32 protein-coding genes are annotated in these 24849 nt (G+C 65.8%); 14 read left to right on the top strand and 18 right to left on the bottom strand.

What is annotated here, in order from left to right:
- Window positions 1–12: 12 nt before the first annotated feature.
- A complete protein-coding gene (locus tag EYS21_RS11635; RefSeq protein ID WP_131133375.1) occupies window positions 13–627 on the top strand; it encodes a DinB family protein in 615 nt (204 codons plus the stop codon).
- A 3-nt stretch (window positions 628–630) separates the two neighbouring features.
- Here the strand turns inward: EYS21_RS11635 and EYS21_RS11630 are convergent, their stop codons facing one another.
- The 4 genes from EYS21_RS11630 to EYS21_RS11615 all read right to left on the bottom strand — a co-directional run bounded on the left by EYS21_RS11630 (window position 631) and on the right by EYS21_RS11615 (window position 2632).
- Window positions 631–864, bottom strand: coding sequence for a hypothetical protein (locus tag EYS21_RS11630; protein WP_131133374.1), 234 nt, complete (start codon window positions 862–864; stop codon window positions 631–633).
- Between the two features lie 144 nt (window positions 865–1008).
- Complete coding sequence (locus EYS21_RS11625; RefSeq protein ID WP_131133373.1) at window positions 1009–1980, bottom strand: NAD(P)-dependent alcohol dehydrogenase; 972 nt, start codon at window positions 1978–1980, stop codon at window positions 1009–1011.
- Window positions 1977–2210 (bottom strand): helix-turn-helix transcriptional regulator, encoded by a 234-nt coding sequence (locus tag EYS21_RS11620; RefSeq protein WP_131133372.1) that lies wholly within the window; start codon window positions 2208–2210, stop codon window positions 1977–1979. Before EYS21_RS11620 ends, EYS21_RS11625 begins: the two co-directional genes overlap by 4 nt.
- Complete coding sequence (locus EYS21_RS11615) at window positions 2204–2632, bottom strand: hypothetical protein (RefSeq protein WP_131133371.1); 429 nt, start codon at window positions 2630–2632, stop codon at window positions 2204–2206. Before EYS21_RS11615 ends, EYS21_RS11620 begins: the two co-directional genes overlap by 7 nt.
- A 225-nt stretch (window positions 2633–2857) precedes the next feature.
- Here EYS21_RS11615 and EYS21_RS11610 point away from each other — a divergent pair, with 225 nt between their 5' ends.
- On the top strand, window positions 2858–4390 hold the full coding sequence (locus EYS21_RS11610; protein ID WP_207307750.1) for an amino acid permease: 1533 nt from the start codon (window positions 2858–2860) through the stop codon (window positions 4388–4390).
- Between the two features lie 38 nt (window positions 4391–4428).
- Entirely contained in the window at window positions 4429–5064 is a 636-nt protein-coding gene (locus tag EYS21_RS11605) for a LysE family translocator (RefSeq protein ID WP_131133370.1), read from the top strand.
- A 154-nt stretch (window positions 5065–5218) separates the two neighbouring features.
- On the opposite strand, the gene EYS21_RS11600 is transcribed toward EYS21_RS11605, so the two are convergent.
- Entirely contained in the window at window positions 5219–6082 is an 864-nt protein-coding gene (locus tag EYS21_RS11600; protein ID WP_131133369.1) for an SDR family oxidoreductase, read from the bottom strand.
- Window positions 6083–6205: 123 nt separating this feature from the next.
- On the opposite strand from EYS21_RS11600, the gene EYS21_RS11595 reads away from it, so the two are divergent.
- Window positions 6206–6595: a helix-turn-helix domain-containing protein gene (locus EYS21_RS11595; RefSeq protein WP_131133368.1), complete on the top strand. Its 390-nt coding sequence runs from the start codon at window positions 6206–6208 to the stop codon at window positions 6593–6595.
- A gap of 185 nt (window positions 6596–6780) precedes the next feature.
- Window positions 6781–7044 (top strand): hypothetical protein, encoded by a 264-nt coding sequence (locus tag EYS21_RS11590; RefSeq protein WP_131133367.1) that lies wholly within the window; start codon window positions 6781–6783, stop codon window positions 7042–7044.
- 35 nt (window positions 7045–7079) lie between these two features.
- Here EYS21_RS11590 and EYS21_RS11585 read toward each other — a convergent pair whose 3' ends face one another.
- Window positions 7080–7829: a 3-hydroxybutyrate dehydrogenase gene (locus EYS21_RS11585; RefSeq protein WP_131133366.1), complete on the bottom strand. Its 750-nt coding sequence runs from the start codon at window positions 7827–7829 to the stop codon at window positions 7080–7082.
- Window positions 7830–7888: 59 nt separating this feature from the next.
- Entirely contained in the window at window positions 7889–9271 is a 1383-nt protein-coding gene (locus tag EYS21_RS11580) for an MFS transporter (protein WP_131133365.1), read from the bottom strand.
- 130 nt (window positions 9272–9401) lie between these two features.
- On the opposite strand from EYS21_RS11580, the gene EYS21_RS11575 reads away from it, so the two are divergent.
- The gene (locus tag EYS21_RS11575; RefSeq protein ID WP_131133364.1) at window positions 9402–10313 is read left to right on the top strand and encodes a LysR family transcriptional regulator; all 912 of its coding nucleotides are present in this window, start codon (window positions 9402–9404) and stop codon (window positions 10311–10313) included.
- A gap of 40 nt (window positions 10314–10353) precedes the next feature.
- Here the strand turns inward: EYS21_RS11575 and EYS21_RS11570 are convergent, their stop codons facing one another.
- Entirely contained in the window at window positions 10354–11274 is a 921-nt protein-coding gene (locus EYS21_RS11570; RefSeq protein ID WP_131133363.1) for a fused MFS/spermidine synthase, read from the bottom strand.
- A gap of 67 nt (window positions 11275–11341) precedes the next feature.
- Window positions 11342–12130 carry a sigma-70 family RNA polymerase sigma factor gene (locus tag EYS21_RS11565; protein ID WP_131133362.1) on the bottom strand — a complete coding sequence of 263 codons (789 nt, stop codon included), beginning with the start codon at window positions 12128–12130 and terminating at the stop codon, window positions 11342–11344.
- Between the two features lie 145 nt (window positions 12131–12275).
- On the opposite strand from EYS21_RS11565, the gene EYS21_RS11560 reads away from it, so the two are divergent.
- Window positions 12276–13313, top strand: a complete 1038-nt coding sequence (locus EYS21_RS11560) for an NAD-dependent epimerase/dehydratase family protein (protein ID WP_131133361.1) — start codon at window positions 12276–12278, stop codon at window positions 13311–13313.
- Window positions 13314–13337: 24 nt separating this feature from the next.
- Here the strand turns inward: EYS21_RS11560 and EYS21_RS11555 are convergent, their stop codons facing one another.
- On the bottom strand, window positions 13338–13931 hold the full coding sequence (locus EYS21_RS11555; protein ID WP_131133360.1) for a hypothetical protein: 594 nt from the start codon (window positions 13929–13931) through the stop codon (window positions 13338–13340).
- Between the two features lie 187 nt (window positions 13932–14118).
- On the opposite strand from EYS21_RS11555, the gene EYS21_RS11550 reads away from it, so the two are divergent.
- The 5 genes from EYS21_RS11550 (at window position 14119) to EYS21_RS11530 (ending at window position 17845) form a co-directional block, all read left to right on the top strand.
- On the top strand, window positions 14119–15165 hold the full coding sequence (locus tag EYS21_RS11550; protein WP_131133359.1) for a hypothetical protein: 1047 nt from the start codon (window positions 14119–14121) through the stop codon (window positions 15163–15165).
- Window positions 15165–15596: a phage holin family protein gene (locus tag EYS21_RS11545; protein ID WP_131133358.1), complete on the top strand. Its 432-nt coding sequence runs from the start codon at window positions 15165–15167 to the stop codon at window positions 15594–15596. The genes EYS21_RS11550 and EYS21_RS11545 overlap by 1 nt, the downstream gene beginning before the upstream one ends.
- Window positions 15593–16222, top strand: a complete 630-nt coding sequence (locus tag EYS21_RS11540; RefSeq protein WP_131133357.1) for a DUF3618 domain-containing protein — start codon at window positions 15593–15595, stop codon at window positions 16220–16222. Before EYS21_RS11545 ends, EYS21_RS11540 begins: the two co-directional genes overlap by 4 nt.
- 95 nt (window positions 16223–16317) lie before the next feature.
- Window positions 16318–17397: a YihY/virulence factor BrkB family protein gene (locus EYS21_RS11535; RefSeq protein ID WP_131133356.1), complete on the top strand. Its 1080-nt coding sequence runs from the start codon at window positions 16318–16320 to the stop codon at window positions 17395–17397.
- 271 nt (window positions 17398–17668) lie between these two features.
- Window positions 17669–17845, top strand: coding sequence for a CsbD family protein (locus EYS21_RS11530; RefSeq protein WP_131133355.1), 177 nt, complete (start codon window positions 17669–17671; stop codon window positions 17843–17845).
- A gap of 89 nt (window positions 17846–17934) precedes the next feature.
- On the opposite strand, the gene EYS21_RS11525 is transcribed toward EYS21_RS11530, so the two are convergent.
- The 6 genes from EYS21_RS11525 to EYS21_RS11500 form a co-directional block, all read right to left on the bottom strand.
- On the bottom strand, window positions 17935–18678 hold the full coding sequence (locus EYS21_RS11525; RefSeq protein ID WP_131133354.1) for a glycosyltransferase: 744 nt from the start codon (window positions 18676–18678) through the stop codon (window positions 17935–17937).
- Window positions 18678–20063, bottom strand: coding sequence for a bifunctional PIG-L family deacetylase/class I SAM-dependent methyltransferase (locus EYS21_RS11520; protein WP_131133353.1), 1386 nt, complete (start codon window positions 20061–20063; stop codon window positions 18678–18680). The genes EYS21_RS11525 and EYS21_RS11520 overlap by 1 nt, the downstream gene beginning before the upstream one ends.
- Window positions 20057–21154, bottom strand: a complete 1098-nt coding sequence (locus EYS21_RS11515; protein WP_131133352.1) for a hypothetical protein — start codon at window positions 21152–21154, stop codon at window positions 20057–20059. Before EYS21_RS11515 ends, EYS21_RS11520 begins: the two co-directional genes overlap by 7 nt.
- A gap of 91 nt (window positions 21155–21245) precedes the next feature.
- On the bottom strand, window positions 21246–21725 hold the full coding sequence (locus EYS21_RS11510; RefSeq protein WP_131133351.1) for a DNA starvation/stationary phase protection protein: 480 nt from the start codon (window positions 21723–21725) through the stop codon (window positions 21246–21248).
- Between the two features lie 126 nt (window positions 21726–21851).
- Window positions 21852–22529, bottom strand: a complete 678-nt coding sequence (locus EYS21_RS11505; RefSeq protein ID WP_131133350.1) for an O-methyltransferase — start codon at window positions 22527–22529, stop codon at window positions 21852–21854.
- A 103-nt stretch (window positions 22530–22632) separates the two neighbouring features.
- Window positions 22633–22956: a thiamine-binding protein gene (locus tag EYS21_RS11500; protein WP_131133349.1), complete on the bottom strand. Its 324-nt coding sequence runs from the start codon at window positions 22954–22956 to the stop codon at window positions 22633–22635.
- Window positions 22957–23076: 120 nt separating this feature from the next.
- Between EYS21_RS11500 and EYS21_RS11495 the strand changes: the two genes are divergently transcribed.
- On the top strand, window positions 23077–23742 hold the full coding sequence (locus EYS21_RS11495) for a TetR/AcrR family transcriptional regulator (protein ID WP_131133348.1): 666 nt from the start codon (window positions 23077–23079) through the stop codon (window positions 23740–23742).
- Between the two features lie 200 nt (window positions 23743–23942).
- Complete coding sequence (locus EYS21_RS11490; protein ID WP_242633394.1) at window positions 23943–24116, top strand: hypothetical protein; 174 nt, start codon at window positions 23943–23945, stop codon at window positions 24114–24116.
- Between the two features lie 18 nt (window positions 24117–24134).
- On the opposite strand, the gene EYS21_RS11485 is transcribed toward EYS21_RS11490, so the two are convergent.
- Complete coding sequence (locus tag EYS21_RS11485) at window positions 24135–24416, bottom strand: hypothetical protein (RefSeq protein WP_242633393.1); 282 nt, start codon at window positions 24414–24416, stop codon at window positions 24135–24137.
- A 75-nt stretch (window positions 24417–24491) separates the two neighbouring features.
- Entirely contained in the window at window positions 24492–24668 is a 177-nt protein-coding gene (locus EYS21_RS23405) for a hypothetical protein (RefSeq protein ID WP_165478300.1), read from the bottom strand.
- Window positions 24669–24849 lie beyond the last annotated feature (181 nt).

Raw genomic sequence — 24849 nt, 5'->3', positions numbered from 1 at the left:
AGAGTGCCCGCTATGGACGAAAAAGAGACACTGCACCACTATTTGCGCGTCAGGCGGGACAACCTCCTCGGCAAACTGGATGGCCTGAGCGAGTACGACGTCCGCCGGCCGCTCACACCCACCGGCACCAACCTGCTGGGTCTGGTCAAGCATGTGGCGAGTATGGAACTCGGCTACCTTGGTGACGTGTTTGGCCGCCCCAGCGGCCGGCACCTCCCGTGGTTCGACGACGACGCAAGCCCCGACGCCGACCTGTGGGTCACCCCTGACGAAAGCCGTGAGGACATCATTGAGTTGCACTTGTTTGCAGGGGCACACAGTGACGCAACCATCGAGGCCCTGCCGCCGGACGCGGGCGGGGTGGTTCCGTGGTGGCCGGAAGTGCGGCGCCACGTCACCCTGCACCAGATCCTCGTTCACATGGTTGCGGAAAGGGCCCACCACCTGGGCCACGCCGACATCCTGCGCGAGCTGATCGACGGCACCGCGGGGCAGCGTCCCGGTGATCCCAACCTGACTCCGCGCACTCCGGAAGAATGGGCGGCTCACCGCGCCACCATCGAGGCTGCAGCCCGTGCTGCTTCCAATCCAGCGGAGCAAAACACGGCGCGTTCCGCCAAGCCATAGGTGTCACTTCTCTTCGGTGGCGTATATCGCAGCGATCCGGACCACCGCCCGGGCAGCTTCTCTGACCGCCCAGTACGCCGCACCCTTCAGGGCAACGGCATCAACGTAAGGGCCGTAAGGGGACGCAGGTGGATGAACTTGGATCGCGGCGACTGTCCGGCTAAGCGCGACAAGGGACGTGATAATCGCTAATAGTGCTTCCAGTGCTTCCACCCTGACGGACTCTTCGTTTTCCATGCTCACATCATCCGGCGATTCACCGAGCAAAGCGGCGAGGCAGATCGCCTATGTGGATAACCTGCGGCCGCGGGGCCCACAACTGTACTTTCGGGCGCGGAAATCGGGGCCTCAAGTGTACGTTCGCGCCAGGGCCGGGAAGCGTCAGATGCTTACCACTACCTTTCCGCGCGCCCGGCCTTCATGCATGTACGCCACAGCGGCTGGCGCCTCCGAAAGGGCGTAGACCTTGTCGATGGCGGGCTTCACGCTGCCGGCTTCAAGAAACGACGTCAGCGCCTCAAGGTCCCGGTAATTCTCGGTTGAGACAAGTCCCTTGAATTTCTGCCCGGAGAACACCGAGACCAGCGGCGCACCAATGGACCGCTCAAAGCCGCCGGTCAGTTTCCCGCCGCCTTCACCGCCGACGAACACCAGCGTTCCCTGCGGTGTGAGGGCCTTGCGAGAGACAGACAGGGGCCGGTTTCCGGCAGTGTCCAGAATGACGTCGTAAAGCACACCGGCAGTGGCAAAATCGTCCCGGGTGTAGTCGATGACGTGGTCGGCGCCGAGCGACCGGACGAGGTCCACCTTGCCGGTGCTGCACACGCCGGTAACCTCTGCCCCGAATGCCTTGGCCAACTGGACTGCAAAAGACCCCACTCCCCCGCCCGCGCCGATGACCAGCACCTTCTGGCCCGCAGTGACCTGTCCGGCGTCGCGGACGGCCTGCAGGGCAGTCACCGCGGAAATCGGTGCAGCGGCAGCTTCCTCAAACGTGAGGTTTGCAGGCTTCCGGGCCACGAGGTTCTCCCTGGCACAGACGAATTCCGCGAAGGACCCTTCGCAGGTGCCGAACACTTCATCGCCGGGCTGGAACCGGGTCACTCCCGGCCCAACTGCATCGACGACGCCGGCAACCTCCCTGCCGCGGACCGGCACCTTGGGCTTCTTCAGCCCGAAGCCGAACAGCCGGACCAGGTATGGCATGCCGGTCATGAGGTGCCACACGCCCTGGTCGACGCCGGCGGCGCGGACCCGGATGAGTACCTCGCCGTCACCGGGCGCCGGCTTCGGGATGTCCCGCAACTGGAGCATCTCCGAGCTCCCATAAACGTCCTGCACGATGGCTTTCATGATGCGTCTCCTTCAAGCTGCGGGTACTGGAATACGTCCTCAAGCGGAACGCTGAGCGCGTGGGCGATCTGGAAGGCCATCTCCAATGACGGCGAATACCGGCCCTGCTCGATGGCGATGACGGTCTGCCGGGTGACGCCCACACGCTCGGCAAGTTCGGCCTGGGTCATCTCGCCACGGTCGAACCGGAGGCGCCGGATTGAGTTCGTAACCCGTGTTGGTTTCACCACGGCTGGAACCCCCTGCGGTAGGCAACAATCTTGGCCACGGAGCCGAGGATTGCCGACAGGAAAAACGCCAGGTAGATGACGTTTGCGATCCAGAAGTGGTCCGTCTCCACCATCGCCATCAACAGCACCGCGACTCCCCCGATCACCAGAAACGACTGGCCGATGTACTCGCCGAAGCGGTAGATCTCCCGGTCCCGCTGGTCCTTCTTCCCGGCCTCCTTGGGCGAGGAGATGCCCATCAGAATGTGCAGGGCGATGGACAACGCAATGGAGGCCCCCACGGTCCAAAGGAGCGGCGCAACGTACGGGACATCGACCAGAGGCATGGTACCGGCCAGGCCGAGGACTATAGCCAGGTAGACGCCGTAGGAGCCCGCGGCCACCACGCCCATGATCCACGCGCTCTTCTCTTCGAAGGACATTTCCGCTCCAGCCTCTTCCACTGAATGTAAAACAAACCTGACATCTCCAAAGTAAAGAAAACCAGACATGGTGTCAAGGTTTTTAGATCCCCAGAGCGTGAAGCGGCCACACCCGGGGTGCATTCTGAGATGAAAGACACCAAGCTGCCGTGAGGCTCATCACGCCGGGCGCCAAAATGGTCTGCTGGTTAGCGATCCCCCTCCCAATGACGAGAAGGTAATTGCATGCAACAAGCACCAAGCGCAGCCAGCAAGGAAGCCAGCCAGGATGCACCCCCAGCCGAAAAACAGAACCCGGGTGCCGCCGTCGGCCGCGTCCTCAGCGGCACCCTGACCCGGGGACTGAACGTCCGGCACATCCGTTTTATGGCGCTCGGCTCGGCCATCGGCACCGGCCTGTTCTATGGCTCGGCCTCCGCCATCCAGAAGGCCGGCCCGGCCGTCCTCCTCGCGTACGTCATCGGCGGCGCCGCAGTGTTTATGGTCATGCGGGCGCTCGGGGAAATGGCCGTCCGCCACCCTGTCTCGGGTTCGTTCGGCCAGTACGAGAGCCGCTACCTGGGGCCGCTGGCAGGTTTTGTGACCGGCTGGACCTACGTCTTCGAAATGGCGATCGTGGCCATCGCCGATGTCACCGCCTTCAGCATCTACATGGGCTTCTGGTTTCCCCAGGTGGACCGCTGGATCTGGATCCTGGCCATCATCTGCTTCCTGGCCGCACTGAACCTGCTCAGCGTGAAAGTCTTCGGCGAGCTTGAGTTCTGGTTCTCGCTGATCAAGGTGGCGGCCATCATCGCCATGATCGCCGGCGGAGCAGCCATCATCGCCTTCGGCTTCCAGGCCGGCGGCTCCAGCGTGGCGCCGGGCCTGGGCAACCTCGTGGAACACGGCGGCCTGTTCCCCAACGGCTTCGAGGGGCTCCTCGCCTCCTTCGCCGTCGTGATGTTCGCGTTCGGCGGGATCGAGACCCTCGGTATCACCGCCGGCGAGGCCGCGGATCCCAAGAAGGTCATCCCGAAAGCGGTCAACACCGTACCGGTGCGCGTGCTGCTGTTCTACGTCCTGACCCTCGGCGTCCTCATGAGCCTCTTCCCCTGGAACGAGATCGGCACCAACGGCAGCCCGTTCGTCCAGATCTTCAGCGGCCTCGGCATCCCGGCCGCACCGCACATCCTGAACGCCGTGGTCATTACCGCCGCCCTGTCCGCCATTAACAGCGACATCTTCGGCGCAGGCCGCATCCTGTTCGGCCTGTCCAACCAGGGCCACGCGCCGGCTGTGTTCGGCAAGGTTTCGCGCCACGGCGTCCCCTGGATGACCGTCGTGATGATGGCCGGCATCCTCCTCGTGGGCGTAGTCCTCAACGCCGTCATTCCCGAAAATGTCTTCATCCTGATCGCCTCGATCGCCACATTCGCCACCGTCTGGGTGTGGGTCATGATCCTGGCGTCCCACGTTGCCATGAAACTGGAGATCGCCCGGAAGGGCCTGCCGGCGTCGGAATTCCCCTCCCCCTGGTGGCCGGCCGCATCCGTCCTGACCATCGCATTCATGGCGCTGGTCATCGGCGTCCTGGGCGCCTTCGAAGACACGCGCGTGGCGCTGTACGTCGGAGCCGTGTGGCTGGGACTGCTGGTCCTCGCCTACCGGCTCTGGGTGAAGGGGAACGGACGACGCCGGGCCGACCTCGTGGACGAGACCTCACCGCTGCCGGTGGTCACCGCCGCGGCTTCCACCGGGGTTTCCGACCGCAGCTAGGCATCGACCTCCGGCGAAGGCCAGGGCTATCATCAGGCATGGTTCCGATCACCAATCTCCTGGCGTTTGCCCTGGCCTCGCTGGTCCTCATCGCGATCCCCGGCCCCAGCGTGCTGTTTGTCATCGGCCGTTCACTTGCCCTCGGACGCAAGGGCGGGCTCCTCAGCGTGCTGGGCAACGCCCTGGGGATGGTGCCGCAGATCATCGCCGTGGCCCTGGGAGTCGGCGTGGTGCTGGCACAGTCAGTCGTGCTGTTCACGATCATCAAATTCGCCGGCGCGGCCTACCTGGTGTATCTCGGCATCCAGGCGATCCGGCACCGGGGCGGAGGAACGACGGCGGCTGGCCCGGTGCCGCCGTCGTCCACCTGGCGCCTGCTGCGGGAGGGCTTCGTGGTGGGTGCCACGAACCCGAAGTCGATCGTTTTCTTCGTGGCGGTGCTGCCCCAGTTCGTTGACTATCGGGCCGGCAGTATTCCGCTGCAGCTTGCGTCCCTGGGCGCGGTTTTCCTGGTGCTGGCGCTTACCCTGGACAGCATCTGGGCGCTGGCCGCCGGCACCGCCCGGCACTGGTTCGCCCGTTCCCCGAAGCGCATCTCCACCCTCGGCGCTGCCGGCGGGGTCATGATGATCGGCCTCGGCGGAACGCTGGCGCTGACGGGCAGCAAGTCCTGACAACCGCCAGCCCCCTCCCACCCCAAGTGACCAACCACGAACGCTCTCTCACTTAACGCCGGTTAATCCCCGGCGCTCTCTCACTTTCTTGAGGAAAGTGAGAGAGCGCCGGCCGAAAAGCGGCATTAAGTGCGAGAGCGTCGGGGGTGGTGCGTCAGGCGGCGGCGACAGCCGAGCGGACGGCGGCCGGCATCGGCGTCGTGGGCCGGCCGATCAGGGTGCTCAGGTCGGAGCCGCTGACCAGGAGGTCGCCGCGGGCGATGCCTAGGTCGGAATCGGCCAGGATCTCAGCGAAAGCCTCCGGGACACCGAATCCGGCCAGCAGCCCGGCATATTCCTCGGCCGGAAGGTCCTGGTACGTCACCGGCTTGCTTGCCGCGGTGCTGATTTCCTGCGCCAGTTCGGCGAGGGTGAAGGCGTGGTCCCCGCCGAGTTCATAGATCTTGCCGGCCTGGCTGTCGGCAACCAGGACCGCCGCGGCGGCCTCGGCGTAGTCGGCGCGGGAAGCGGCACTGACCTTGCCTAGGCCGGCACTTCCCGCCAGGGTGCCCTGGGCCAGCGTGCCCGGCAGCTGGTCCGTGTAGTTTTCGAGGTACCAGCCGTTGCGGAGGATGGCGAACGGGGCGCCGGAGTCCTTCAGGATGGCCTCGGTGGCCTGGTGTTCGGCAGCCAGTTTCATGGTGGTGGTGTCTGCGTTGGCGATGCTGGTGTAGGCGACCAGCTCCACGCCTTCAGCCTTGGCCGCCTCAATCACCGTGCGGTGCTGGTCAACCCGCTGGCCAACCTCGCTGCCGGAGATGAGCAGGACTTTGCTGGCGCCCTGGAGTGCCTTCGCCACGGACGCGGGGTCCGAATAGTCCATCGGCTTGACCTGCACGCCGCGTGCGCTGAAATCGGCCAGCTTTTCGAGGGAACGGCCGGTGGCCACGATCTCCGCCGCCGGAACGTCGCGCTGCAGGAGTGCCTCGACGACGTGGCGGCCAAGCTGTCCGGTGGCTCCGGTAATGACGATGCTCATGGGGTGTTTCCTTTCACCGTTTTGTAGGGGGTCACCATCCACAACCGCCGTGCCGCAGGATTACTTCCTGAAAGAGAGTACGCACTTTAAAGTAAGGTACTGACCTTTTGGTAAGATATGGCCATGGAAGCGAAAACACTGAGCGTCCCGCAGCTGGCCCACCTGCCCGCGGATTCCGCCGACGGCGTTTTCCAGGCCGGGTGCCCCAGCAGGACCGTCCTTGACCACATCACCAGCAAATGGGGAGTGCTCATCCTCGTGGCGCTCTCGGAAGGCGAGCATCGCTGGAGCGAACTGCGGCGGCGGGCCGAAGGCATCAGCGAGAAGATGCTCGCGCAGACCCTGAAGACACTGGAGCGTGACGGGCTGGTGCTGCGGAAGGCCCAGCCGGTGATTCCGCCGCATGTTGACTACAGCCTGACGGACCGCGGCTATGAACTCACCGCCCTGCTGATTCCTTTGGTCACGTGGGCCTACGACAACGCCGACGACATTCTCGACGGCCAGCGCTGAATGGAAAGTCCCTAAGTAGTGGGCCTCCGCTAAAACGAGTACCTGTTACTGGTGTGACTGGTGTGAATAGCGCCTAGCGTATGTGTAAGGTGCCAGCCAGGAATAGGAGGACCATCCTCTGCTGGAGCGTTCCGGCAACTGCACCGTAGTGGGCGGCTCCATGCCGCCTTCAAGGAGTGGTTTTCATGGTGAAAGCACATGTCCCGGACCTGGCCAGCATGGGCCGGCCAGTCAGGCTTTCCTCCCTCATCATCAGCATCCGGAACCGGATCCTGGTGACCCTCGGCCCGAAGTGCCCTTACCGCGTGGGGGATGCCGTGGTGGGGGATGATCCGTATAACGGCCGGCATGAAGGGATCGTCATGACCCGCCGCGGTTCGTCCGTGGAACTCGGAACAGCGGCGGGAGTCTTCTTCTACGACCACCGCCACCTGAGGCGGCAGGATTAACCGTCCCAGGTGGCGGGATATAAAAGGGTCAGAACCTACCGCGCGGACCAGCCGCCGTCCATCGTGTAGCTGGCCCCGGTGACCATGCCGGCATGGTCCGATGCCAGCCACGCCACCAGGGACGCCACTTCCCCGGGCTCCACCAGCCGCTTGACGGCGGACTCGGTGAGCATTACCTTGGCCAGGACCTCCGACTCCGGGATGCCGTGCACCTGGGCCTGGTCGGCGATCTGCTTCTCCACCAGCGCCGTCCGGACGTAGCCGGGATTGATGCAGTTGGACGTGACACCGCGCTCCCCGCCCTCAAGTGCCGTCACCTTGCTTAGCCCTTCCAGGCCATGCTTGGCGGAAACGTACGCGCTTTTGAACGGGGAGGCACGGAGTCCGTGCACGGAGGACAGGTTTATGATGCGGCCGAAGCCGTTGGCGTACATGTGCGGCAGGGCGGCCCGGATCAGCAGGAAGGGGGCCTCCAGCATGAGGGCGATGATCCGGCGGAACTCCGCCGGATCAAACTCCTCGATGGGGCTGATGCGCTGGATCCCGGCGTTGTTCACCAGGATGTCGCAGTCCAGGCTCAGGGTGGCGAGCGTGTCCACGTCCAGCAGGTCAACGGCCCAGGACGTGCCGCCCACTTCGTCGGCGAGCGCGGCGGCGCCGGCGGAGTCGACGTCGGCGACCACCACCTTTGCCCCGCGGGCAGCGAGCTCCCTGACGCACGCGGCGCCGATCCCGCTGGCTCCGCCGGTCACCAGGGCCTTGCGGCCGTTCAAACTGTTTTCCATTGCACTTCCCATCGTCTGCCAGTCAGCCTTCGTCCCCGGTCCTCAACGGCTCAAGCAGCTCAGCGCGAGCCGGCCGGCAGGAGTCCTTCGCGGGCGGCGTCGGCCTTATCCACGTCCTCCAGGGCGATACCCTTGGTTTCCTTCAGGCTCAGCACCGCCACGGTGGTGATGGCACAGGCCACCACGAGGTAGACGGCGGTGGGCAGCCAGGAGCCGGTGTCCTTGAGCCACTGGGTGGCCAGGAGCGGCGCCAGCGAACCGGCGAAGATGGACGTCACCTGCGAGCCCAGCGAGACGCCCGAGTAGCGCATCCGGGTGGGGAACAACTCCGCCATGATGGCGGGCTGGCCGGCGTACATAAAGGCGTGCAGGCACAGGCCGATGGTCACGGCGGCCACGATCACCACGGCGTTGCGGGTGTCGAACATCGGGAAGGCGAAGAACGGCCAGGCCGCCCCGGCGATGGCGCCGAAGAGGTAGACGGGCTTGCGTCCCAGCTTGTCCACAAGCCGGCCCACCTGCGGGATGACCAGGAAGTGGATGACGTGCGCGATCAGGAGTGCCAGCAGAAGCGAGGACGTGTCGTACTTGTGCACGCTCTTGAGGTAGACAATGGCGAAGCTGACCACCAGGTAGTACATGATGTTTTCCGCGAAGCGCAGTCCCATGGCCTGCAGGATGCCCTTGGGGTACTTGCGGACAACTTCGAAGACGCCGTAGCTGACGGCCTGCTCCTTCTCCACCAGGGCCTTGGCCTCCAGGAAGATGGGGGCTTCGGTGACGTGGGTGCGGATGTAGTAGCCCACAAACACGATCACGGCGGAGAGCCAGAAGGCCACGCGCCAGCCCCAGCCGAGGAACGCTTCGGGGCTCAGGGTGCTGGACATGATGAACAGCACCAGCGTGGCCAGGAGGTTGCCCACCGGCACGGCGGCCTGGGGCCAGCTGGACCAGAAACCGCGCGAGGCGTTGGGGCTGTGTTCTGCAACCAGCAGCACAGCGCCGCCCCATTCACCGCCAAGCGCGAAGCCCTGGATAAAGCGCAGGGCAACCAGGAGGGCCGGTGCCAGGTAGCCGATGTCGGCGAAACCGGGGAGGCAGCCCATCAGGAACGTTGCGACACCCACGATCACGATGGTCAGCTGCAGGGTGGGCTTGCGGCCCAGCTTGTCGCCGATCTGGCCGAAGACAATCCCACCGAGCGGGCGGGCCACAAAGCCCACGGCATAGGTAAGGAAGGCCTGGATAATGCCGTCCAGCTCGTTACCTGTGGCGGGGAAGAAGTACTTCCCGAACACCAGGGTTGCGGCCGTGGCGTAGAGGAAGAATTCGTACCATTCCACTACGGTGCCCACCATTGAGGCGGCCACAATCTTCTTCAGTCCGGATCCTTTGGGTGCGGATCCGGCGGCATTGTCTGCCGAGCGTTGTCCTACGCTCATGGGGTTTCTCCTTAGTGTCCACTCTGACACGTGCTGTGATCTCCAGCACTAATGGCTCCACTGAGTATTACTGCACAAACATGCAGGTTCAATGGCCAATCCAGCACCAACCATGTGCACAATTGCAGATATGAACGCCAATCCAGACGACCTGCTCGTCCTGCTCGCCGTCTCCCGGTCCGCTAAATTTACGACGGCGGCACAGGCCCTGGGCCTCAACCACACCACCGTCTCACGCCGGATAGCCGCCCTTGAGAAGGCGCTCGGCGGCCGGGTCCTGGCCAGGGCAGCCGGCGGCTGGGAACTGACGGAGCTCGGCACGGAAGCCGTCCGGGTTGCCGAACAGGTGGAGGCTGCGGTGAGTGCGCTGGGACCGGCGGGAAAGGCACCGGACCCGATTGCCGGCGTCGTACGCATGACGGCGACTGACGGCTTCAGCGCCTACATCGCGGCCCCGGCCGTGGCCCGGCTGCGGCGCCACCACCCCGGGCTCACCGTGGAGGTGGTGACCATGACCCGGCGGGCACTGCAGCAGCGCTCGGGCCTGGACATCGAAGTGGTGGTGGGTGAACCGCAGGTCCACCGCGCCGAAGCCGTGCGGCTGGGCGACTACATGCTGGGGATGTACGCCTCGCGCGCCTACCTGGCGGAGCACGGCACACCCACCAGCGTGGCGGAGCTGACGGAGCATCCGCTGGTCTACTTTGTGGACTCGATGCTGCAGGTGGACGACCTCGATGCTCCCCGCCGGCTGGTGCCGGCGATGCGCGACGGACTCACCTCCACCAACGTCTTTGTCCACGTGGAGGCCACCAGGGCCGGCGCGGGCATCGGCTTCCTGCCGTGCTTTATGGGCGACCTGCACGCGGACCTGGTCCGGCTGCTTCCCGGCGACTTCGCCGAGCTGCTGCCCTACTGGATGGTGCTCCGGCCGGATTCAATGCGCCGCCCCGCGGTGGCCGCCGTCGTGCAGGCCTTGCGGGACCAGACGGCGGCGCACCGGGAGGCGCTCCTGGGCCGGGGCAGGAATTCCGGTGGTTGAGCTTGTCGAAACCCCGGGATCTCGACAAGCTCGATCACCGTCAGACGTCAGCCGGGTCGTGGCGCACGGGTGACCCGGCGGCGAAGGCGCGCACCTGGGCGTCGTTCCAGATATGGGCCGGGACCGCGCCGCCCAGGAGCCGGCGCGCCAGCTGCGGGTCGCCGTCGAGCGGGTGGTCGCTGCCGGCCATGACCATGTTGCCGTAGCGGCGGCCCTTGAGCATGGCGGGATCGGCGATGATGACGGTGTGTTCGAAGGCGGCCGCGATGGTGGCTGCGTCCTCGCGCGCGTTCTTGAGGTCCGGGGCGTCGCCGGAGTTGACCACGTAAATGCCGCCCGGGGCCAGGACACGCTTGATATGGCCGTTGAACTCCGCGGTGGTGAGCGGGCGCGGGGTCAGCGCACCGGCAAAAACATCGCGGATGATGAAGTCGCGGGTGTCCGGCGTAAGCGTCTCCGTGACCTCCCTGGCCTCCCCCACGCGGAGCCGCAGCAGCGGTGCCTTGGGGAGGTCGAACCAGCCACGGACATACTCCGCGAGTTTGCCGTCGAGCTCCACCACCACCTGCCGTGCGTCCGGGTAGGCGGCATGGAAGTAGCGGGCCAGGGAACATGCCCCGCCGCCCAGGTGCAGCCCGCGAAGGCGGTGCGGTTCGGACTGGGCCCCGCCCTTTCCGGACGCCACCGGCCAGCGCGATTCGATCAGCGCAGCCATCCAGCGCATGTATTCAAAATCCAGGAAGAGCGGATCGGCGAGGTCGATGTGCGAACTCATAACGCCGTTGATCCTCAGGAGCCAGCCGGTGGAGTTGTCCTGGTCAGCGATAAGCTCGCAGTCGCCTGTGTCGATGTAGTAGACGCCCTCGACGGGGCCGTCCTGCCGGGTCCCTTTAGGCACCTCGATGACCCCCGCCGCCGGACGCTGGCTGTTCCGGCCGCCTGACTTGCCGCGTTTCGCCATTATCCGTGTGCCGCTTCAGTCATGGTTCAACATTAGTTGACGCCGGACAGGACCGGCCCAGCCGAATCTAGCCGTCCGCGTCCCGGAGCACCTGCTGCAACACAACCAGGAGACGGGCAAGCCGGCGCGACACCTGCATCTGGGACATGCCCAGGCGCTCGCCCAGCTGCACCTGGGTTTCTTCACAGAAGTACCGCCGGTACAGCAACTCGCGGTCTGCGGCGGCCAGATCCTGCATCGCATGGCGCAGGCAGGCCAGCTCTTCCAGGCGCTCAATCGGCGAGTCGGGGGTGGCAAGCACCTCGGTGACCGGCAGCGAACCATCGTAGGGATTGACGGCGTCAAGTGAGTCCGGGTGCATGCTGCTGGAGGCGCAGATCGCTTCCAGGACGTCGGCGGGGTCGGCCGTGAGCTCGTTCGCGAGTTCGGCGATGCTGGGCGTCCGGCCGAGCGCCTGTGCCAGTTCGGGCTCCACCCGGTACAGGCGGCTGCGGAGGTCCTGGACATGGCGCGGCGGCCGCACCACCCAGCTGCGGTCGCGGAGGTACCGCTTCAGCTCACCGCTGATGGTGGGTGCGGCATAGGCAGGGAAGCTGTCTCCTTTGGCCTGGTCGAAGCCCTTCGCGGCCTTGACCAGGCCAAGGTAGGCGACCTGGTTCAGGTCGGCACGCTCCCTGCCCCGGCCCTCGAAACGGGCAGCCAGCGACTCGGCAAGGTCCAGGTGCTCCAGGACGAGATAACGTTCAAGGGCCTCCCGGAGTTGTCCGCCGGTCGAAGCCGACCCATGCGGGCTGCGCTCCTCCGGTGACGGAACTGGGGCATGGTCCAAGGCAAAAGCAGGAAGAAAGTCGGGCATTGTCGTGGATTCCTCGGTCTGGGTCCGAAAGCCTGCGGCAAGACTTAGAAGCAGGAAATCATAAGGCTGCTTATTAAACAATGCTTCCGGAGATAGGCTCGATGTGCAGGTGGCGCAGACAGCCACGCGAAGGGAGAATCCTGCTATGCGAATCGCCATTACCGGAGCAAGCGGAAACGTGGGGACCGCAGTCCTCCGCAATCTCCACCGCCAACTCGAATCAAAGCCCGGATCCCTGGAACTGGTGGGCATCAGCCGAAGGCTTCCGGACACCTCACGGGCACCGTACCGGGGCGTCGAGTGGCACACCCTGGATATCGGCGCCGACGCCGACTTCCAGCGGCTTCGGACAGCACTGACGGGCGTGGACGCGGTGGTCCACCTGGCCTGGCAACTCCAGCCCAACCGCGATCTGGAACAGCTGTTCCGGACAAATGTCACCGGGACGGCCAATGTCCTGGAGGCAGCCGGGCAATCCGGGGTGGGGCATATTGTCTGCGCCTCATCGGTGGGCGCCTACAGCAGGGCCCCCAAGGACCGGAGGACCGACGAGTCCTGGCCGGCCACGGGGATACCCGGCTCGCATTACAGCAGGCACAAGGCCGAGCAGGAAACCCTGCTTGACCGGTTCGCGGCGGACCATCCGGACGTCCGGGTGGCCAGGCTCCGGCCGGGCCTCACCTTCCAGCGCAATGCCGGAAGCGAAATCGGACGGTACTTCCTGGGCCCGCTGATCCCCCGGCTGCTGCCGCGGCGGCTGAAGATTCCGATCCTGCCGGCCCCGGACGACCTGATATTCCAGGCCGTCCACGCCGACGACGTTGCCGAGGCATACTGGCGCGTGCTGGACCGCCGCGAGTCGGGGGCCTTCAACATCGCCGCCGAACCGGCGGTCACGCCGCAGGAGCTGGCCAGGCTCCTGCATGCGCGCCGGATCCTGCCCATCCCGATGGCCCTGCTCCGTGGGCTGGCCGGACTGACGTGGAAGCTCCGCATCCAGCCCACGGACGCGGGCTGGATTGATATGGCCGCCGGCGCGCCCGTCATGGATACCGGGCGGGCGCGCCGGCTGCTCGGCTGGGAGCCCAAAGTGTCGTCCGTCGATGCGATCGCACAACTGCTGGACGGCATGGCAGCGGGGGAAGGCGTTGCACCTTCCCCCGTACTGAAGCCACGGGACTGACTCCCCCGGACTAGTTACGCGGGACTAGATTCCTGAACGCGGATTGTCGCGGTCTGCGCGAACCTCGTTCCTGCGGACCTCGTCAGCGCGGGCTTCCTCGGCACGGGCCTCGGCAGTGCGCGCATTGTCGATACGGGAGTCGCCTGCTCGGGGAGCCGCCGTACGCGCGTCATCCCTGGGTGCCGGGTCGGCCATGCGCGCGTCGTCGTCGCGGGTGACCTGGGCGTCCCGGGACTGCGGGACGTCGCCGTCCTGCGAACGCTCTCGCAGTCGGCGGGTCTCAACATCCGGGTCGACGGCGTCCGCCTTCCTGGTGTGCTCGGCAACATCGCCACGCAGGGACTGTGCCTCAGCCGCCCTCTTCTCGGCTTCCTGACGCAGCCTGGCGGCTTCCACCTGGGCCTGCTCGGCGTCGGCCCTGGCACGCGTGGCCCGTGCCTCGTTTTCGCGGGCATCCAGTTCAATGTCCTCGGCCTTGCGGCGGATCTCGGCCGCCTTCTCGCGGTGCGACTCATCCCGCTTCTGCTGGATTGCCTTACGGCGCTGCCCCGTCACCAGAAGCAACACAATCAGCACCACCACAACGATTGCCACTACCACCCAAACCCATGGTTCCACGCCACCCACCTCTTCCTATGTTGTTATGCCGGCCCGGCAGATGCCCACAGAAACTGGCCGTCCGGAACTTGCATAAAGTTATTTACCAAGGGTACTTACTATCTGTTGGTAATCATGCTTACTATTTTACGGCCAGTATCGCTGGTTCTTAATCAACAACCGGCCTTCTTGGAAAGAGAGAGCAAAGATGACAGAGAACCAATGGCCCGCGGACAGCACCAACACGGTACCGCCGGCCAATCCATTGAGCACTGGAGAGCGGAGCGCCACCACGTTCCCCGCCGCCGCGCAGCCCACTCCCCTGGCGGGCAGCCCCTATTCCTCCGGCGACGTCGACGGGACGTCCCGCAAGGACGCCATGAAAGACGCCGTGAAGGATGAGGCCGGCGATGTTGCCCGTACCGCGAAGGACTCCGCGCAAAACGTAGCCGAAACGGCCAAGACGGAGGCCGCAAATGTGGCTTCCGAGGTCAAGTCCAACGCCAAGGACCTGCTGTACCAGGCCCGTACCGACCTCACCCACCAGGCCGGTGCCCAGCAGCAGAAGGTTGCCAGCGGGCTTCGGTCCATCTCAGACGAGCTGCATGCCATGGCCCGGGCTTCCGACCAGCCTGGCGTCGCCAGCGACCTGGTCCGCCAGGCAGCCGACCGGTCCTCGTCCGTGGCCTCCTGGCTGGACGGGCGCGATCCCGGATCGCTCCTGGACGAAGTCAAGTCCTTCGCCCGGCAGCGTCCCGGCACGTTCCTGCTTCTCGCCGCAGGCGCCGGAGTCCTGGCCGGGAGGCTCACCCGCAGCCTGAGCGCGGGCGCACCGGAGTCAAGCACGACGGCGGCGCGCAGCACCGGCGAATACGGCTCCGGCGCAAACGGCTCACCCAGCCAGTACGGCAGCCAGTACGGCAGCCAATACAGCAGCGACAGCTACAGCGGCGGCCCTGGCGGTTACACCCCCTCCGGCGGGGCCGTTCCACCTCCCCCCGTACAGGTTCCCGGGCCGGCCACCACAACGGCCGGGTTCGACGGCGGCTCTCCGGGCTATGCCGGAGAGACCGGTTACGCCGGCACCACCAGCGCGGCCAGCCCGCTGGACAGCCCGCAACTGGTAGAAGATCCGTGGTCAGGCAACCGGCTAGCCGACGATCCGCTCCGGGACCGCGACCTTGCCGACGACCCCATGGGCAGCGACCCCCTCACCAGGGACCGGTCGACGGACGGCCAGGCTGGCAGGCCGTGATGAGCACGCAAATGCCGGAAACTCCTGCTTCGGCGGCGCATGCGAAGGCGGACAACACCTCCCTGGGTGACCTGCTCGGTGAGGTGACCCGTGACCTGTCCACGCTGATGCGCCAGGAGGTCGAACTCGCCAAGGCCGAACTGAAACAGTCAGCCACGAAGGCCGGCAAAGGCGGCGGCATGCTTGCCGGCGCGGGCGTGGCCGGGCACTTCGTGCTCCTCTTCCTCTCCATCGCGCTCTGGTACGCCCTGGGCGCGCTGATGGGACTGGGCTGGTCCGCCGTCGTCGTCGCCCTGATCTGGGGCATCATCGCCGCCGTTCTGGCCTCCATCGGCCGGAGCGAACTCAAGCAGGTCAAAGGCCTGCCCCAGACAGGCGAAACCCTTTCAGAAATCCCCCCAACCCTGAAACCCGGTGAGGTAAAACGATGAGCGAGAACCCGGACGCAATCCGTTCAGACATAGAAGCAACCCGAGCCCGGCTCGGCACCAACGTCGACGCCGTGGCCGACAAAGTCACCCCGTCCAACATCGTCCACCGCCAGACCGACAAGGTCAGGGACGCCGTCTTCGGCGTGAAGGAGAAAGTCATGGGAGCAGCCGACCACGCCAACGCCAACATCCACACCGGCACAGGACACACCGGCAACGCCATGGGCCACGCCGGTGACGCCGTCGGCTCCACCCTCGGCGACGCCGGCCACGCGATCGGCGAAGCCCCGGCCCAGGTCAAAGCCAAAACGCAGGGCAACCCCCTGGCCGCAGGCCTCATCGCCTTCGGCGCAGGCATGCTGCTCTCCTCCCTCATCCCGGCGAGCGAGAAGGAACGCGAAACAGCCGACGCCCTCAAAAACGCGGCCGAACCGCTGACCACCGAGCTGACCGAGGCCGCCAAGGACGTGGCCCAAGGGTTGAAGGAACCAGCCCAGGAAGCCATGGAAAACGTCAAGGCCACCGCCACCGACGCCGCCGAACACGTCAAAACCGAAGGCCAATACGCCGCCGCAGACGTACGAGACAGAGCCACAGACGCCAAGGACCACGTCCAAAACGCCTGACCCCTAACCAGCAGACAGGCCGGCTCCCCGCCTCCCCCGGCGGCGCCGGCCTGTCTGTTTTTCAGCTCCAGTTTTCATCGCGGGAGAGGACCCCCATGACACCTCATGATTCTTCAGAAACCAGCACTGCCAAGGCGGCCCAAGCCCCGGCACCGGACGATCCCCGCAAGCCAGACAGTCCCACGGACGTCAACAAGCCGTCCTGGAAGTACATCGCCAAGAAGACCCTGCGGGAGTTCTCCAAAGACCAATGCCCCGACCTTGCCGCCGCCCTCACCTACTACGCTGTGCTATCCCTGTTCCCGGCACTCCTGGCACTTGTTTCGCTGGTGGGGATTTTCGGTGATCCGGAGAAGACGACGGCGGTGCTGCTGGAGATCGTTCGCGGCATCGCCCCCTCCGACACCGTTGCTACTGTCAGCGGCCCGGTGGAGGAGCTGGCTTCCTCTCCTGCCGCCGGGCTCACCCTGTTCCTCGGCCTGGCAACCGCACTGTGGTCAGCCTCCGGGTATGTGGGCGCGTTCGGCCGGGCAATGAACCGGATCTATGAAGTGGACGAGGGCCGGCCGTTCGTGAAGCTCCGCGGGACGATGCTGGCAGTGACCCTGCTCGCCGTGGTCATTGTGGCCCTTCTTGCCGGCATGCTGGTCCTGAGCGGACCAGTCTCGGAGGCAGTAGGAGGTGCCATCGGGCTGAGCGGAGCCTTCCTTACCGTCTGGAACATGGCCAAGTGGCCAGTGATCGTGGCCCTGGTCACCGTGATCATCGCGGTCCTCTACTACGCCACCCCGAACGTTAAGCAGCCCAAGTTCAAGTGGATGAGTATCGGCTCCCTGATCGCCCTGGTCATATTTGTCCTGGCATCGCTGGGCTTTGCCTTCTACGTGGCCAACTTTGGCAACTACAACAAGACCTACGGGGCCCTGGGCGGCGTGATCGTGATGCTCCTGTGGCTCTGGATCCTGAACATGTCGTTGCTGTTCGGTGCCGAGTTTGACGCCGAGATGGAGCGTGGGCGCCAGCTCCAGGCCGGCATCAAGGCTGAGGAAACGATCCAATTGCCGCCCCGCGACACGAAGAAGAGCGAGAAGCTGCAGAAGCAGGAGGAAGAAGACATCCGGCACGGCCGTGAACTCCGCGAGCGCCACAACAGGGACGCGAATCGGAAGGACTAGGCAGGGTCGCAAACTAGGAGGAAAATCAAAACAGGACAAGCCCCATTTAGCTTGCCCGTGTCACGTGGGCACGGGCGTCAGACGGGGTCGGCGGCGAGTTGGCCTCTTCTGAGACCGAGGCCAGTCCCCCCAGTCGCCGTCGGCCCCCTCGATCCGGTTTCTTGTAGTCTCTCCCCGTTTGAGCCTCTGTTGGCGCGCGCTCTTGCTGGCTAGCATGGAAGAATCATCGGTGGCATTCCGCCGCCGCAAACAAGCCGTAGGGAGAATCACCATGGGTTTGGATGACAAAATCGAGAACACCGCCGAGAAGCTCGGCGGCAAGGCCAAAGAGGCCGCAGGCAAGGCGACAGACGACGAGCGCCTTGAGGCCGAGGGACAAATGGACCAGTCCAAGGCGGACCTGAAGCAGGCCGGCGAGAAGGTCAAGGACGCCTTCAAAAAGGACTGACCCTTTGATTACCTGACCCACGGGCCGGGACGGCAGGTATGCACGTGCCGTCCCGGTCTTTTTTGATTAAATCAATCCGTTTGGCCGGATCAGCCTTCGACCGCCACAGCCGGTTCCAGCCCCAGGGCGAGAAGGTAGGCGCCGAAACCGTGGGGAGCCCGCGCGTGGATGCGGCCCGACGTCAGCACGCGGATGCTGTCGGTGGCCCTGACCGTGAACCCGCGCCGGCGCAGCGTCTCCACCAGTGCGCGGTCCTCGTGTGAGCGCTGGCGCGGAAACCCACCCGACAGCTCGTACGCCGAAGCCCGCACCCCAAAGTTGGCTCCGTACACGTGGGCATGGTCCTCCTCAAACGGGTGCCTGGCATGCCAGCGACGCAGGATCTCGGGGTCCATGCCCGCCGGATCCGGTTCCACTGATCCGAGCACGGCGTCCGCCCCGGCGTCCGCGAGGCCGACCTGGCCCTGCAGCCAGTTCGCAGGAACGCAGGAATCAGCATCCGTGTTGGCCAGCCATAGCCGCCGGGAAGCAGCACCCGAGGACAGTGGACAAGCGGCCAGCAGCGTTTCGATGCCCGCCCGGCGGCTTTTCCCCACGCTCCGGAAGGCAACCTGGAGAAGGGTGATGCGCGTATCCGCTGCCGCGGCCCGCGCCGCGATGTCACCGGAGTTGTCAGTACAGGTGTCCAGGACAACCACAACGGTGACCCCGACGCCGGGCTGGCACGCCTGCAGGGCGTTGGCCGCGGCGCGGATGCCGGCAAGGGCCCGGGCCAGGTGCTGCTCCTCGTTATGGACCGGCACGACGACGGCGACCTGCCCGATGCGGTCCATCACGGCTCCGCACTGGTGGAGTCCAGAGGCGCCACCAGGGTTTCCAGCACAAAGTCCCGCTCCCGGTAGAGGCCCGCGGCAGGCCAGCCCAAGCGGTCCCGCGCGAGCGTGTGGACGGTCTCGCCGTCGAGCTCCCAGCCGGAGACGGGATGCCGCCAGTGGCACAGCAGGAGTATGCCCCCGGGCTCCAGTGACGCCTCGATGCGATCCAGGAGGAGCGCCAGCTCGGCCGGCGACAGGTAGTAGCCCACTTCGGAGACCACTACCAGGTCAAAGGTGCCGTCCGGCCACTCCCCCGGAAGGGTGAGCTGTCGGGTGGCCACGCCGGGGAACGGGGCCAGCCTGGCCGCGGCCTGCTCCAGCGCCGTGCTGCTGGCATCCACGGCGAGGAGACTGGTACAGCGGTCCGCAAGCTCAAGGCTGAGCGTGCCGATGGAACAGCCGATCTCGAGGCCGGAACGGTAGTACTCCTGCGGCAGTGCGGCCAGGGTCAGGGCGCGTTTTCGGCGTTCGTACCAGCTGGTGGTGTATTTCCAAGGATCTTCGGAGGCTGAATGGACCTCGTCAAAGATCCGTTCGGCATCCGCGCTGCTGTGCGGGGCAGAGGCACCGCCGGCTGCAGGCGTCCAGGCGAACGCCTCAAACGGGCGGTCAAAATGCCGAAGGAACCTAACGCCCAGCAACGCTTCGTCGCCCGGCTGGGGCGATAGCGGGAGCACCTGGCTGGCGTGGGCACCCATCGCCGCCGCTTTGGCCTCCTGTGCCGCGCGGTCCAGCGGCAACCGCACCCAGGACTCCCACTCGGGGTGGGCCGGCGTTGCCCACAGCCAGTACCAGATGGGGTATTCGAGCAGCGCGTGGCCGCCGTCGAGCGCCACCTGCGCCGCGGCCGCGCCCAGGGCGTCGTGGTCCGTGTGGCCGTCGGCACGGTACGGAGCCACAATCACCAGCTGTTCCGGCGGGCCGGCGTGGCGGCTAAGGGCCTCACGCAGGCCGGCGGTGACCTCGACGACGTGCCCGGCAAGGCCACCATCCGGCAGGCCCAGGTAGCGCCAGTTCCCGGCATGCCCCAGCGCGGCCAGGGCCGCCCCGAACTCGTTGACGCGGGTGGTCCCCAGCTGGTCCGGGGAGACTGTTTTGGAGTAGGGATGCGACCCCTCGCCCGCGGTGCACAATACAACGTCGACGTCGGCCCCAAGGGTGTGCAGCCGCGCCAGCAGCCCGCCGGCACCGAGCGTCTCGTCATCGGGGTGGGCCGCCAGGACCACAAACCTCATACCGGCCAGCTCCTCCGGGGCAAGCGGCAATTCAGCGAGGCCGGCGAGGCCGCTGGCAGCCCAGACGGCCTCGTCCGTCCCTTCATCTGTGTGCGAAAACGTCACCACAGCCGTTCCCCCTTCAGGGTCAGCGCCCCGAGTTGCGCGTCGTCGCGCTGGGCGTGGTGCTGGCGCACATAGAGCTCCAGGTCAGCCATCCGCTTGGCATACGGTTCGTCGAACGCCAGTGGTCCCGGTCCCCGGTTCCGGCTGACGAGGGAAAGGACGCGTTCGACGGCGGCAGCCACCGTGCCGCGCACGCGCAGCGCTTCGCTCCACACGCTGCGGTCCGTGCCCGGGTGGTCCGTGCCTGAGCGGTTCGCAGCTCCATGGCGATCACCGCCCAAGGCGGGCTGATCGCCGCGGCCGAGTCCGCCGTCGTCGATCAGTGCTGCTGTCCGCGCCAGATACTGGAGCGAGGAGGAAAGGATGCGGTCCGTCTCGCCCAGGCCGGCGAGCGCAACCTGGTCCGGTTCACGGCCCCGCTCCGAAGCCCCACGAAGGGCGTCCGCGTAGTCCCTGGCCACGGCCACGGCTCCGCCAAGCCAGCAGGCGGCCACTCCCATGCCGCCCCACGCGAAGCCCGGACGGTTGAAGTACCAGCCGTCGTCGCCCAGCTGCCCGGCGGGGACCTGGTTGAAGTGCACGGTCCCGCTGGGTATTTCCTGCAGTCCGCGGGCGATCCACGCCGGCTCCTCGCAGGTCACTCCCGGGTGGTGCAGGTCCACGGCGAAGGCAGCCCTGCCGCCTGTCCCGGTGTGGGCGGTGATCACGGCGTAATCCAGGAGCGGCGCCAGGGAGCACCACGGCTTTGAACCGCTCAGGAGGATGCCGCCGTCGCCCGCTTTGGCTTCCAGCTTTTCCCCCGGGCCTTCGGCAGCGAACACGCCCCACGCGCCCTCTATGCTGCCCGGATTCCTCCCTGACTGGGCGAGGATGGCCAGCGCATCCAGGTGCGGTTCGAAGATCCGGCCGGCGGCAACATCCACGGCGGTGACGGAGGCCAGCAGCTCCCACAGCTCCGCCGTGCTGCCCCTGCCTGGCTGCGGCCAGGCCCTTGCTGCCTCGCGCGCCAGCGTGAGGAGCGCCGGCACGTCACCCACCGCCGAGGCCACGGCGTCGAGCAGGCTTTCCAGGGCGGTGTCATGTCCTGACGGCACAGTGAACCTGACGGGCCGCGGCCTCCGATGTTCAGATGCCGCGGGCCGTCCCTGCGGTTTCGCTTCCTTCACGTACCTGCCCTGCCGCAGCCTATTTGCCGGCCGGCTCGGTAACGGCGGCCGACGGCGTCATGGTTTCCGCACTCACCATCCACGCCAGCTGCTCCATGCGTTCGATGACCGCGTGCAGGAGGTCCGCGCTGGTGGGGTCTTCCTCATCCACCTCGTCATGGACATCCCGCATGGTCTTGACCGTCCGTTCCAGCCTCGCCGTGACGAGCTTAACGGCGTCCTTCGTGGACGTCAGCCCTGCGGGAAATTCGTCCAGCCGCGTATCGGCAGAAACCGTCCTGCTCCGGCCGTCCGGAAGGGCATGCAGGGCCCGCATCCGTTCCGCCGCCTCGTCCGCGAACTGCCGGGCGGCCTCGATGATTTCGTCCAGCTGCAGGTGGAGGTCGCGGAAGTTGGTTCCCACGATGTTCCAATGAGCCTGCTTGCCCTGCATGTGCAGTTCGATCAGGTCGGTGAGGACCATCTGAAGGTTACTGGCCAGGGTGGGTGACGCTTTCATCAGTTGCCTCCGCTGCAAGATTCCGTCCCGTCCGGAGTTCCGGGCGGGACACTATTCTAAGCATACTTAGTACTTTTTGGAGGCTGAAGTTTTGAGCCCGACGGTTTTACCGGCGTCGCAGCGCTGTCACCGGACGACGGCCAGCGCGAACCCGTCCCATCCCTTGGAGCCGACCGTCTGGATGACCGTGGCATCAAGCTGGGGGTGCTTCCCCATCAGCTCAAGAGCGCTGATGATTCCCGGCGCATTGACCGGGTCCATGGCCGGCTCCAGCACGGCGCCTTCCCATACGGCGTTGTCGAGGATCACCGTAGTGCCGGGACGGCCCAGCCGGACTGCCCAGTCGAGGTATTTGGAGTCGTTCTCCTTGTCCGCGTCGATGAAGACAAAGTCGAAGGCTTCCTGGCCTTCAGCCTCCAGGGCGGCCAGCGTATCCAGCGCGGCGCCGATCCGGATGTCAACTTTGTGACCCAGGCCTGCGGCGTCAAGGTTGGCCCTGGCCACGTCAGCGTGTTTGGTGAGGTATTCGCACGTGACAAGCCTGCCACCGTCGGGAAGTCCCTGGGCCATCCAGATGGTACTGAAGCCGGCCAGTGTGCCGATCTCCAGGACCCGCCGCGCGCCGGACATCTGAACCAGGAGCTTCAATAGCTTCCCGGCGTTGGGCGCCACTTCGATCGGCGGCATCCCGGCGTCGACCGCGGACTGCACCGCCCGCTGCAGCGACCCGTCGGGATGGACCACCTTGTCCGTCAGGAATTCCTCCACGGCAATCCAGCCCGGCTGGGGCTTGTGCTCAAACATGGCCACAGTCTGGCACGCGGGAATGCGTGGGTCTAGGCACGTCCTCCTGGCTGTCTGGAGCGGCCCGTACGGTTCCGGAGCCTGCGCTTACACGGGTAGCTGATTAACCTTGTTCTTCGAGCACGCTTTCCAGCCGGTCCACCTTGGCGGTGAGCTCACCGGTGTAGCCGGGACGGATGTCCGCCTTGATGACCAGGGAGACGCGGCTCCCGAACTGGCCAACCGCCTCCGTGGCCCGCTTTACGACGTCAAAGACTTCGTCCCATTCACCCTCGATGGTGGTGAACATGGAATCCGTCTGGTTGGGGAGTCCCGACTCCCGGACGATTTTCACGGCGGCGGCAACGGCGTCGTGCACTGACGCATCGGTGGGCCGGGACCCCCCGCTGGGCGTACCGGACGGGGCTACAGAAAATGCAAGCAACATACTGAAAGTGTGCCACGGCGGTGCGGAGGCCAAGCGGCCTGAAGCGTGCCGCGCACGTCACATAACCGCCTACCCTCCAGTAACGGTGATCGCCCCGGGCTGCGTTGCTACCCTGATCGCATGAGCATCGCAGTCGCCCGCAAACCACTCCGCGCAGACGCAGCGCGCAACGTGGACAAGATCATTACGGCGGCCCGGCAATGCTTCCAGGAATTTGGCCCGGAAGTGCCGCTGCAGACCATTGCCGCCACGGCCGGCGTCGGACCCGCAACCCTGTTCCGCAACTTCGCGGACAAGGAAGAACTGGTCCTGGCCGCCCTCAACCGGCAGCTCAGGCTGACTGTGGATCCGGTCATCGACGACGCACTGGCGGACATCGACGCAGCCGCAGGACTGTTCCGGGTCATCGAGGCGATCATGGCTGCGGCCAGCACCGACGCAAACCTGCTCGGCGCCGTCGCCGGGCGGCGGCAGCTCCTCACCGGAATCACCGGCTCCCTGATCGATTCCATCGGCATCCTGCTGGGACGCGGGCAGGGGCAGGGCACACTGCGCCCGGATATCTCCATGACGGACATCTTCCGGCTGCTCGCCATGCTGATCGGCGTGGTGGACACCATGGAGCCGGGCTCCGACGCCTGGCGCCGTCCGGTGGCGCTGATCGAAGACGCCATCCGGTCCGAAAGGCCCCACCGGCCGCTTCCCGCCCACGTCCCGCTGCCGGCAGCCCAACTGCCCGTCGGACATATGGCTGGCGACTTCGTTGCCGGACGCCGATTTAGCTGAACCGCTTCACCTGAAGGTGCCGGAGCCATTGTGGGCATCCAATCGTTGGAATAGACTCGTGTGGGGTTACGCAGCCAGCCTCTGATTTCCCAGATGGAGCGACCCATGAGCAGTTTCCTGCGTATCCGATTCGACGAAACCACCGCACGATGAACAGTTCACAGCTCGCGCATTTCATAAATGACCCGCGTGGACCGGAAGTGGTACTCCCGACCCTGTCCCCCGAAGAACTGGCGAACCTCCTGGACGCGCTGTTCCAGAACCTTGATACGGCTACGCCGGAATTCGGCGCGCAGGTCTGGTACGAACTCGCTGTCGAGGAAAGCGGCCGCCGGGCCGGCTCGGCCGACGGCGCGGCCCACGGAGTAGCCTGAGCACGCGTTGAGTCTCCTCTAGCCAGCGTCTTCGCGCTGAGCGGCTTCTTCCCGCTGGCCGGCGTCTTCCGGCGAATGATGCGGGTGTGTGTCCGCATTGGGAGTGTGGTCCTTGGCTTCGAGCAGATGCTGCTGGAGCTTCTCTTCCGAATCCCGGCGGCGGCGTGCCGTGTCGCGGAGTTCGCGGGTGGACTCGGAGCCACTGGAGTCAAGGTAAGCGGGACGCACCTTGGCTTGGCTGCCCGTCGTCGTAGCCTCCACCCCATCGTCCTGGACCGGCGTTTGCGGCTGTTCGTTCATGGTGATTCCTCCTTCCGGCCACCTGCCTTGGGCGGCGGCCCCTCTTCAGTGGACCATACTTCAGTCCCGAAAAGCTCAATCGTTGAGGGCTGATTCCCGGTTACGCAGTTCGTGGCGTACCGCTGCATGAAGCGCCGAGAAGTGGGGCTGGTGCCCCAGATCCAGCGCCAAGGTGATGCGCTCTGAGAGCAACTCCAGGTCCGACGCAGGGACGTCTGACAGCGACCTGAAACGGGAGAAGAACCTCTTCACGGGTAGTCCCGCGCGTCGTTTGGGGGACGCCATTTTTACTGGCGTCCCGGATCTGTCGCCAGCTACGTACAGTGGGTTTTCCATGGTTACCGCTCCAATAAAGACGATCCATGGCCAACTGCCTAGCCAGACTCATAGTACCGCCGCCGTGTTCCGCGTCACCAGAGGTGCGCGTCACATG

This window comes from Arthrobacter sp. S39 (assembly GCF_004320525.1).
Classification (GTDB): Bacteria; Actinomycetota; Actinomycetes; order Actinomycetales; family Micrococcaceae; genus Arthrobacter.
The sequence above is the reverse complement of the archived record's forward strand: the minus strand, read 5'-3'. Positions and strand labels throughout refer to the sequence as shown.

Excerpts from the sequence above, each read along its gene's own strand:
- EYS21_RS11610 (WP_207307750.1), top strand. The coding sequence starts at position 2,858 with ATGCAACAAGCACCAAGCGCAGCCAGCAAGGAAGCCAGCCAGGATGCA.
- EYS21_RS11585 (WP_131133366.1), bottom strand. The coding sequence starts at position 7,829 with ATGGAAAACAGTTTGAACGGCCGCAAGGCCCTGGTGACCGGCGGAGCC.
- EYS21_RS11630 (WP_131133374.1), bottom strand. The coding sequence starts at position 864 with ATGGAAAACGAAGAGTCCGTCAGGGTGGAAGCACTGGAAGCACTATTA.
- EYS21_RS11615 (WP_131133371.1), bottom strand. The coding sequence starts at position 2,632 with ATGTCCTTCGAAGAGAAGAGCGCGTGGATCATGGGCGTGGTGGCCGCG.
- EYS21_RS11595 (WP_131133368.1), top strand. The coding sequence starts at position 6,206 with ATGGAAGCGAAAACACTGAGCGTCCCGCAGCTGGCCCACCTGCCCGCG.
- EYS21_RS11495 (WP_131133348.1), top strand. The coding sequence starts at position 23,077 with ATGAGCATCGCAGTCGCCCGCAAACCACTCCGCGCAGACGCAGCGCGC.
- EYS21_RS11635 (WP_131133375.1), top strand. The coding sequence starts at position 13 with ATGGACGAAAAAGAGACACTGCACCACTATTTGCGCGTCAGGCGGGAC.
- EYS21_RS11535 (WP_131133356.1), top strand. The coding sequence starts at position 16,318 with ATGACACCTCATGATTCTTCAGAAACCAGCACTGCCAAGGCGGCCCAA.
- EYS21_RS11485 (WP_242633393.1), bottom strand. The coding sequence starts at position 24,416 with ATGAACGAACAGCCGCAAACGCCGGTCCAGGACGATGGGGTGGAGGCT.
- EYS21_RS11575 (WP_131133364.1), top strand. The coding sequence starts at position 9,402 with ATGAACGCCAATCCAGACGACCTGCTCGTCCTGCTCGCCGTCTCCCGG.
- EYS21_RS11580 (WP_131133365.1), bottom strand. The coding sequence starts at position 9,271 with ATGAGCGTAGGACAACGCTCGGCAGACAATGCCGCCGGATCCGCACCC.
- EYS21_RS11505 (WP_131133350.1), bottom strand. The coding sequence starts at position 22,529 with ATGTTTGAGCACAAGCCCCAGCCGGGCTGGATTGCCGTGGAGGAATTC.
- EYS21_RS11570 (WP_131133363.1), bottom strand. The coding sequence starts at position 11,274 with ATGGCGAAACGCGGCAAGTCAGGCGGCCGGAACAGCCAGCGTCCGGCG.
- EYS21_RS11510 (WP_131133351.1), bottom strand. The coding sequence starts at position 21,725 with ATGAAAGCGTCACCCACCCTGGCCAGTAACCTTCAGATGGTCCTCACC.
- EYS21_RS11560 (WP_131133361.1), top strand. The coding sequence starts at position 12,276 with ATGCGAATCGCCATTACCGGAGCAAGCGGAAACGTGGGGACCGCAGTC.
- EYS21_RS11625 (WP_131133373.1), bottom strand. The coding sequence starts at position 1,980 with ATGAAAGCCATCGTGCAGGACGTTTATGGGAGCTCGGAGATGCTCCAG.
- EYS21_RS11500 (WP_131133349.1), bottom strand. The coding sequence starts at position 22,956 with ATGTTGCTTGCATTTTCTGTAGCCCCGTCCGGTACGCCCAGCGGGGGG.
- EYS21_RS11600 (WP_131133369.1), bottom strand. The coding sequence starts at position 6,082 with ATGAGCATCGTCATTACCGGAGCCACCGGACAGCTTGGCCGCCACGTC.
- EYS21_RS11590 (WP_131133367.1), top strand. The coding sequence starts at position 6,781 with ATGGTGAAAGCACATGTCCCGGACCTGGCCAGCATGGGCCGGCCAGTC.
- EYS21_RS11545 (WP_131133358.1), top strand. The coding sequence starts at position 15,165 with ATGAGCACGCAAATGCCGGAAACTCCTGCTTCGGCGGCGCATGCGAAG.
- EYS21_RS11550 (WP_131133359.1), top strand. The coding sequence starts at position 14,119 with ATGACAGAGAACCAATGGCCCGCGGACAGCACCAACACGGTACCGCCG.
- EYS21_RS11605 (WP_131133370.1), top strand. The coding sequence starts at position 4,429 with ATGGTTCCGATCACCAATCTCCTGGCGTTTGCCCTGGCCTCGCTGGTC.
- EYS21_RS11565 (WP_131133362.1), bottom strand. The coding sequence starts at position 12,130 with ATGCCCGACTTTCTTCCTGCTTTTGCCTTGGACCATGCCCCAGTTCCG.
- EYS21_RS11530 (WP_131133355.1), top strand. The coding sequence starts at position 17,669 with ATGGGTTTGGATGACAAAATCGAGAACACCGCCGAGAAGCTCGGCGGC.
- EYS21_RS11525 (WP_131133354.1), bottom strand. The coding sequence starts at position 18,678 with ATGGACCGCATCGGGCAGGTCGCCGTCGTCGTGCCGGTCCATAACGAG.
- EYS21_RS11540 (WP_131133357.1), top strand. The coding sequence starts at position 15,593 with ATGAGCGAGAACCCGGACGCAATCCGTTCAGACATAGAAGCAACCCGA.